Here is an 8,157-nt window from a genome sequence, read left to right on the forward strand (position 1 = left end):
GAGACCACTAAAGATAGTTTTGCATTCGAAGTCAATATGCGTTTGAGCTCGCGGTCAGAAGGGCTTACATGCGACCACGCGCCTGTAACGCCTCTTAGCCAAACGCAGTCCAAAAGGGCCTGGAACTTGATGAACCCCTCGACCATTACCGATATCGAAACCGCCAAGAAATTGAGCGCCAACTTTGAGGCCTTGTGGCTTGGCGAGCCGATCGAAAAACTGGCCGAAAGTCTCGGGGGTTTAACCGCAGAGGCTTACAGCTGGCGCGGATCGCGTCCGTTTTATGAGCAATCCAGTCTTGAGGCGCTGTCAACCAATGTGATCGGGCCAATGCGCCGGGCCTTTGCAGGACTTGAGCGCCGCGAATTTGTGAAGATCGCGGGCGAGAATAATGCCGATGGAGCGCCGGGTGTGTGGACCTGTTCGCTGGGCATCCTCACCGGAGCTTTTGTAAGCGATTGGCTCGGCCTCAAACCGACGCATCGCCTCGTGCAAATCCGGTATTCAGAATTCCACGAAGTGATGGATGGGCGGATCACTCAGACTGCATTCTTCATCGATCTGGCGGACGTGCTCCAACAGCTGGGTCTCGATCCGTTCCCCAATCAATTGGGCGCGCGCCATATCTTCCCCGTCCCTCTCAAGGGCCTTCGCGCAAGCGGGCAGAGAGGTGTCGAACAGGGTGCGAAGACCATGGCGCTTTTGAACCGAATGATTGAGGATCTCGATCTCCTCAACAAAAGCGGGAATGACACCTGCACTCCTGAGTACCTTGCTCGCTGCTGGCGCGAGGATATGGGCTGGTATGGTCCGGCTGGCATTGGCGCGATGAAGACGATTGAGCTTTATCAAGCCCAGCATCAGTACCCGTTCCGCCAAGGACTGAAAAACAAGCAGTATCACGGGCACGTTGCGCGCTTTGCAGATGGCGATTTTGCGGCCTTCTTTGGCTGGCCAAACCTAACCAACTCCCCGCGTGGGGGCTATCTTGGCCTTCCCGAAAGTGAGCAACGCGGCGAAATGCGCGTTGTCGACGTGTATCGCCGCGATGGCGACAGATTGGCGGAGAACTGGGTCATTATCGACCTACCGCACTACTTTATGGATTTTGGCGTTGACCTGATCGCAGACGCCATCGCTAAACAACAAGCGAGCTAGCCTGACACATCAGCCAAATCCAGAAACGAAAAAGGGGAGCACGGACGCTCCCCCTTTCCCGATAGTGGCCAAAAGCCTTTATTGCTTCGCATCAGAAGTTCGCGCGGAAGCGAACCCCATAATTGCGCGGGAAGAGGAAGGACGACTGCAGCAAATCGTCGCCGCCATTGTTGTTTGAACGGCTGAGCACGGCCTCGTCTTCGATGTTCTCGACGAAGGCCTCGACCGAATAGTCGCCGTCCTCACTGTCCCACACCAGCCGTAGATCGCTCTTGGTGAAGCTGTCCTGCTGCGCCGCCGGATCAATCGCGAAGAGGTTCGAGGTGTTGAAGCCGTCGCTGTAATAGAACTGGCCAATCGGAGTGAGCGTGCCAAACTCGCCCAGATCAATCACGTAGGACGCCGCCAGCGTAAGTGTGAATTCTGGCGAAAAGGTCGTTGTTTCACCCGAAAGGTCAACAAACAGATCCTGCGTACCGTTGTTCAACTGATACGGCGAAGTCTGACCAAAATCGCCATACTCCGAGCTGACGTAGGCCGCGATGGCGGTAAGTGTGAAATCCGGCGTGGGCGACCAAATCGCTTCCAGATCGACACCGTACACATCAATCGTACCGCTGTTTTCGCTGAAGGTCACACCGATGCCTGTGTTGGGATCGATCACCTGGAATTGCGCCAGAAGGTTCGAATACTCGGTGTAGTAACCAGCCAGGTTGAAGGTCAGTGTGCCATCCGCAAGCACGCTCTTCAGGCCCACTTCGTAAACCACCGATTCCTGCTGATCCGTCGTTGTGCCGTTATTGTTAATTACGCCCGACAGGAAGCCCGTAGCGGTGGTCGCATAGAGCAGAACATCAGGGTTGATATCATACTCGATCGTTGCACGATAATCGACATTGTCGAAGGTCTCATTGCCAGTCGCAGCACCTGCGGCGTTGCGGTTGATCGCGAAGACATCGCGGCTGTCAGGCAAGATGATCGGAGCGGCGCCCGCTCCGAATTCCGGGATCACTGTCACTGGACCATTCGCAGTGAAGTTGCTGCCGCCGCCTTCGAGAGTCTTCTCTTCCGACGAATAGCGCAGACCACCGACAATACGCAGCGATTCGGAAACTTCGAGCGTGCCCTGAGCGAACAGACCAATCGTCTCGGTCTCGATGAAGGCGCTGTCCGCGAAGAAGCCGTTAAAGCTGCGGTCAAGCGTCGTCAGCGGCGTCGAAGTCAGCACCGGCAAGAGCAGCGGGTCACCATTCCCGTCAAGCACCGGCTGGCTCGCATTGTTGAGCACCGGCACAGCCCCAGCGCGTGCGGCGCGCGGCGTCTGGTTGTAGATCGAGAAGCTGAAGAACGTGTCTTCAACCGAGTAATACGCGCCAGCCGTCAGGTTGAACGGACCGTCGAAATCCGTGTTGAAGTTCAGTTCTTGCGAGAAGCCTTCAAGCGTCTCGTCAAAGCCGCCGATCGCATGCGGCTGCGCGCTGAAATCGAAGTCGAAGCCGAACAGGTTTTGGAAATCGGTGTAAGAAGTGATCGACTTGACCGAAACCGCGCCCAGATCGAGGTTCATCTCAAGGCTGAGGACGGTCTCTTTCAGGTCCACGTCGGGCACGTAATCCTGCTCGATGATGTAGGGGCCTGTGTTGGGCTGACCGCTATTGGCTGCAAACGGCGCGTTCACGCCGCCCGATCCGCGGTTTGGGTTCTGACAGTCCTGCTGCGAACCGAACGCATCGGTGTGACCCGAAGGCGTCACGCCGCGGCACAGGAACGTGTAACCGAACAAGCCAGCCTCGCGGCCGTCTTCTTCGCTGTGCTGCACTCGAGCGATAAGGTCGAAGTTGTCGCTTGCCTCCCAAAGAAGGCTTACGCGGAAACCCTTGTCGTCCTGCTGGCCGATGTCTGGACCAGCGAGGTTTTCGATGTAGCCGTCACTTTTGGTGATATAGCCAGCCCCGCGAATGGCCAAATTGTCGCCCAGCGGAACATTGATGTAGCCTTCACCGCGGAACGTGTCGAACCGCTCATAGCCCACTTCAACACCTGCGCCGAAATCGCCAAGCTCGGGCTTGTTTGTTGTCAGGTTAAGCGCGCCCGCAAATGTGTTACGACCATAGAGGGTGCCTTGTGGACCCTTCAAGAACTCAACTCGCTCAACATCGAAGAAAGCGCGGGTTTGTTGCGAGGCGCGTGCCTTATAGACTCCGTCGACAAATGCGCCGACAATGGAACTGTTGTCACCAAAAGTGTTGGACGAGTTTGCGCCACGCACATTAAACTTGGCGTCGTTACCTGTGAAAGAGAAGTTCACACCGGAGGTGACCAGCTCGAGACGGGAAACATCCGTGATACCGGCCTGGTCGAGCGCTTCGGCATCGAAGGCCTGGATCGAAGAGCTGACGTCCTGGAGGTTCTGCTCACGCTTGTTCGCAGTCACAATGATAATGTTGCCGTCTTCTTCAGCCGCTTCGCTTTCTTGCGCGAAGGCTGCTGAGTGACCGGTCATGGCAATCGCGCCGATAGAGGCGCTTACCATCAATTTCGTGGCAGTTTTCCGCATTACTCTCTCCTTTTACACAGCGGATGGCCCCGACCCATTCAGACCCCCACACTCCAAATCTGCGTCTACTTAGTCTCGCTACGAACCACTTAGATGCAATTCAAGACATTATTGACTTCGAATGCATAAATCTGAAGGGAATGTGGCAAAATTGCAATCTTTCTAACTGAAATTTCGATGGAAACACGTGCTTCGCATTGAAATTACGAAATAAAATTTCACACGTCGCGGCCTGAAAAATTGGGTGCGAAGACAAAAGGTGTGCTGACACGAAGATATGCTGGCCCTCGACACCTTGCGCTTCTCGTGTGTAGGGTTCGACTATGGCAACTGATACCATGGCATCTTCGGACCGGAAAAAAGCGGTCACGTCCTATGATGTGGCGGCGCTTGCAGGCGTGTCGCAATCGGCAGTCTCGCGCTGCTACAAGCCGGGCGCGTCGGTTTCAAAAAAGATGCGCGCCAAGGTTGAACAGGCGGCCAAAGAACTGGGTTATGAACCCAATGCTCTGGCGCGCAGCCTCATTACTTCGCGTTCCAATTCGGTTGGCGTGATCATCTCAAACCTCACAAATTTGTATTACCCAGAAGTCTTGGCGCAATTGAGCCGCCAGTTTTCCGAACAAGGTATCCGCGTGTTGCTGTTCGCGCTGGAAAGCGAGAGCGAGGCGGACCGCGCTCTGTCGCAGATCTGGCAGTATAAGGTCGACGGGGTCGTGTGCGCCGCAAAGCTTACCAAGGACCAGATTGCAGAGTTCGCAGGGCGCGACATTCCCTTGCTGTTCTACAACCGTCAGGCCGGAAGCCATGCGGCGAGCGCCGTGTGCTGCGATCAGGCGGCAGGAACCGAATTCATGGTCGAAGGGCTGATCCGTGCGGGGCACCGCTCCTTTGCTTTGCTTAAGGGGCCAAGGGATTCGGTCGTGGGTGCAGAGCGCGAGGAAAGCGCACGCGCGACACTTTCCAAGGCAGGGATCACCGATCTGATCGAGTTAGATGGCGATTTCTCTTACGAGGGCGCCCGCGATGCCATCCGGCACATGATGGATTCAAAGGTCGCGACGCCGGATGCGGTGATTTGCGCCAATGACGTATCGGCGATTGGGGCGATTGATACGCTGCGAAATGAATTCGACCTTGAAGTGCCTGATCAGATTTCGGTGGTGGGCTTTGACGGAGTGGGCCCGTCGAGTTGGGCAAGCTTTGGGCTCACAACGATACGCCAACCCGTGCGGCGCATGACGAAGGCTGCGGTCGACATGATTCTTGAGCGGGTGGAGACGCCTGAACTCGCGAATGAAAAGCGGGTGTTCTCCGGGATTTTCGTAAGGGGCAGCTCTGCTCGGATTATCGAGGGCTAACCTTCTGCGCCCATTAACGGACGGGATCCATCCCTGCTGGCACCTCAATCGGCCCAAGATTGCGCGCGCCATTCATATGCTCAAGCCTTGCAAGCACATCGATACCGATCTGCTCGTAGAGATCCAATAGATCCACCAGCACCCAGTTTTCACGGATAAGCCCGTCTTCCATGCGCCAGAAATCAAGGCTCCGCAGCAGCACCTCTGTGCCCGCAGGTGCGATCCCCATCCAGCCATCGTGCGTTAGCGATAGGCGCATATTGGGCCAGCCGGTCTCACATGCATAGTCGCCTTCGCCAAACCAATGCGACATAAGATCGCCCATGGCATCGAGCTTGCGGTCTGGCATCGCTTTCAAGAAGGGAATCTGATGCCAATTGCGAAAGCCCGAAATGCCGCGCGCCGTGCCGATGCCGCAGGGGCCATACCAATTGAAACGCGGGTGCCAGTACTTCTCCAGCTTCATGCGCGCAGGGTCCGGGTCAACCGGGTGAGCACACAGGTCTTCGAGCATGGCGATGACGTGAGCTTGGGCGGCTGAACTGTCGCCAGAGGCCGTCAATCCGTCCCCGCTCATGGGCGCAGGCGTGCATAGAAACGCGCCGTATTGCGGCGCCATAGGCCACACGCCCGCTTGCATCATGACCTCAGGGATATCCCAGATCGCTTGGACCTCAACAACTTTGTCGCCTTCGAGCCTATAGAACTCGTGGTAGCGCAAATGGACAAGGTGCCCCGTCGGACGAATGCCAAGCCAAGGCCCCAGCATGGTGCCCATATAATTGCCCATGCAACCCACCCAATGCTGGCCTTCGGGCGTGGTGCCAGCCAGCCGGATCATATCGCGCCGCTCGAGGTCTGGCACCGCCTCAAGCAGTGGTTTGTAGAGGGCCTCAAACACCGCCTCTGGCCCGGTCAGCGTGCCAAACGGATGACACAGCTTCGCCACTGCATCACTCGCGAACATCGCCCCCAGAGCTGCCCGAGCACTTTCAGGCGTTGCTGTCGCCATCGCTTTAGCGAAGGGTTCAAATGCAAATTTGAGCTCTTGCGGTGTCACTCGTATTTGAACCCTATTCAACAGGATTTCTGGGTGTCGCTGCCCCTGCATAGGGCACATTGCGTCCACCATAGCGGCGAACACGCACATTGGCTTGCTCGCCGTGCCCTGCAAAGCCTTCAAGTGCGCACAGACGGCTGCAATATTCGCCCATCACCGTGGTCGCCTCATCAGTCAGCACCTTCTGGTAGGTGTGCGTCTTCAGGAACTTACCCACCCAAAGACCACCCGTGTAACGGCCCGCTTTCTTGGTCGGCAGCGTGTGGTTCGTTCCAATCACCTTGTCACCGTAAGCGACATTGGTGCGCGGCCCGATAAAGAGCGCGCCGTAGTCGGTCATATTATCGAGGAAGTACTGATCATCGCTCGTCATCACCTGCACATGCTCATTGGCATAGTCATTGGCGACTTTGAGCATCTCAGCATGATCCTCACACACGATCACCTCGCCAAAGCTGTCCCAAGCCTTGCGCGCGATCTCACGGGTGGGGAGGATCTCGAGCAAGCGCTCAACCTCAGCCATCGTCTCACGAGCAAGCTTTTCTGAGTTTGTGATCAGAATCGCCGGGCTGTCTGGCCCGTGCTCAGCTTGGCCCAATAAATCTGTCGCGCAAATCTCGCCATCTACCGTCTCGTCAGCGATCACCATGGTTTCGGTGGGACCTGCGAAAAGATCAATACCAACCCGGCCGAATAGCTGGCGCTTGGCTTCGGCCACAAAGGCATTGCCTGGCCCAACCAGCATATCGACAGGCGCAATCGATTGTGTGCCAATCGCCATCGCGCCCACCGCTTGCACGCCGCCAAGCGCATAAATTTCGTCTGCCCCGGCCATAGCCTGAGCCGCCACAATTGCGGGCGCCGCTTTGCCTTCGAACGGAGGCGCGCAAGTTGCGATACGCGGCACGCCTGCAATCTTAGCGGTGATGACCGACATATGCGCTGAGGCAAGAAGCGGATACTTACCGCCCGGCACATAGCACCCAGCCGCATTCACGGGGATATTCTTGTGACCAAGGATAACGCCGGGATAAGTCTCGACCTCAATGTCGGTCATCGACTTGCGTTGTTCTTGCGCGAAGTTGCGGACCTGCGCCTGCGCGAATTCGATGTCGTGAATGGCCTGCTTATCGAGCGCGTCGATGCACTGATTGATCTCGCCATCGGTGAGGCGGTAATCCTCCCGGTCCCAGTTATCGAACTTGATCGACAGCTCGCGCACAGCCTCATCGCCGCGTTTTTCAATATCTGCAAGAATGCCCTCGACCGTGTCGCGCACCTGCCGCGCGGCCTCTGCGCGCACCTCGACACTCACCGCTTCCTTGAGCCAAACCGCCATCCAGTCTCTCCTTTAGTACTCAGCCAAGTGCCCGCCTTGTCGCGCGCAGCACAGCCTTTTCACCCGCGCTGTAGCGCAACCTTGCATTCGAATGCAAAAACTTTGTAGCGTGGTGACGCTAAAGACAACACACACAGAGTAGGGATGACACATGCTATCGGTTCTTGACGTATTTCGGATCGGCATTGGTCCATCAAGCTCGCACACGGTCGGGCCAATGCGCATCGCCTATCGCTTTGCCAAATCGCTCGAAACGCGTGGCACCTTGCACAAGGTCAGCTAACGCTGCGAGGCTCGCTCTGCACCGCAGTGAAAAGCCGCATGTGTCACTCGACCAAGTGATCGAGAAAATGCGCCAAACCGGCCTCGATATGTCGTCCAAATACAAGGAAACCAGCCTTGGCGGATTGGCCGTCAATGTGGTTGAATGCTGATCTCTTTCAGATTGTCGGCAGCGCAATTGCTCCATTCTGCTGTGATGAAGCAAGCTCGGATCACTGACTAATCTTGGGTCTACTGCGTTGAAAAAGTCGGGCTTGACGATTTAGCGGTCAGTTTTTGAGCAATAATGAATTGGATGAGCCTCACTTTTTGAATCAATGCCGCGTTGCGTGGCGCATTATGATTCTATTATTGCTGACAAAAACATCCGGCTGAGTTCTTCAACACAGTATAGGCGTAA

The 8,157-nt window shown here is 56.3% G+C and carries 6 protein-coding genes and 1 pseudogene; 4 read left to right on the forward strand and 3 right to left on the reverse strand.

Annotation, left to right across the window (positions count from 1 at the left end):
- The first annotated feature begins 129 nt into the window (after nt 1–129).
- Nucleotides 130–1,158 (forward strand): hypothetical protein, encoded by a 1,029-nt coding sequence (locus ACGHU1_RS08095; RefSeq protein WP_390585507.1) that lies wholly within the window; start codon nt 130–132, stop codon nt 1,156–1,158.
- A 91-nt stretch (nt 1,159–1,249) separates the two neighbouring features.
- On the opposite strand, the gene ACGHU1_RS08100 is transcribed toward ACGHU1_RS08095, so the two are convergent.
- Entirely contained in the window at nt 1,250–3,715 is a 2,466-nt protein-coding gene (locus ACGHU1_RS08100) for a TonB-dependent receptor (RefSeq protein WP_390585509.1), read from the reverse strand.
- A 323-nt stretch (nt 3,716–4,038) separates the two neighbouring features.
- Here ACGHU1_RS08100 and ACGHU1_RS08105 point away from each other — a divergent pair, with 323 nt between their 5' ends.
- Entirely contained in the window at nt 4,039–5,076 is a 1,038-nt protein-coding gene (locus ACGHU1_RS08105; protein ID WP_390585511.1) for a LacI family DNA-binding transcriptional regulator, read from the forward strand.
- A gap of 13 nt (nt 5,077–5,089) precedes the next feature.
- On the opposite strand, the gene ACGHU1_RS08110 is transcribed toward ACGHU1_RS08105, so the two are convergent.
- Both ACGHU1_RS08110 and hisD read right to left on the reverse strand, forming a co-directional pair.
- On the reverse strand, nt 5,090–6,136 hold the full coding sequence (locus ACGHU1_RS08110) for an ester cyclase (RefSeq protein ID WP_390585513.1): 1,047 nt from the start codon (nt 6,134–6,136) through the stop codon (nt 5,090–5,092).
- 13 nt (nt 6,137–6,149) lie between these two features.
- Complete coding sequence (gene hisD, locus ACGHU1_RS08115; protein WP_390585516.1) at nt 6,150–7,475, reverse strand: histidinol dehydrogenase; 1,326 nt, start codon at nt 7,473–7,475, stop codon at nt 6,150–6,152.
- 151 nt (nt 7,476–7,626) lie between these two features.
- On the opposite strand from hisD, the gene ACGHU1_RS08120 reads away from it, so the two are divergent.
- The gene (locus ACGHU1_RS08120) at nt 7,627–7,758 is read left to right on the forward strand and encodes a serine dehydratase beta chain (protein ID WP_390585519.1); all 132 of its coding nucleotides are present in this window, start codon (nt 7,627–7,629) and stop codon (nt 7,756–7,758) included.
- Nucleotides 7,754–7,909, forward strand: a pseudogene (locus ACGHU1_RS08125) (L-serine ammonia-lyase, iron-sulfur-dependent, subunit alpha); the annotation flags it as partial. The gene ACGHU1_RS08120 and the pseudogene ACGHU1_RS08125, both read left to right, overlap by 5 nt.
- Between the last annotated feature and the right edge of the window lie 248 nt (nt 7,910–8,157).

The sequence above is a fragment of the Erythrobacter sp. MTPC3 genome (assembly GCF_042854385.1).
In the GTDB taxonomy this organism is placed as follows: domain Bacteria; phylum Pseudomonadota; class Alphaproteobacteria; order Sphingomonadales; family Sphingomonadaceae; genus Erythrobacter.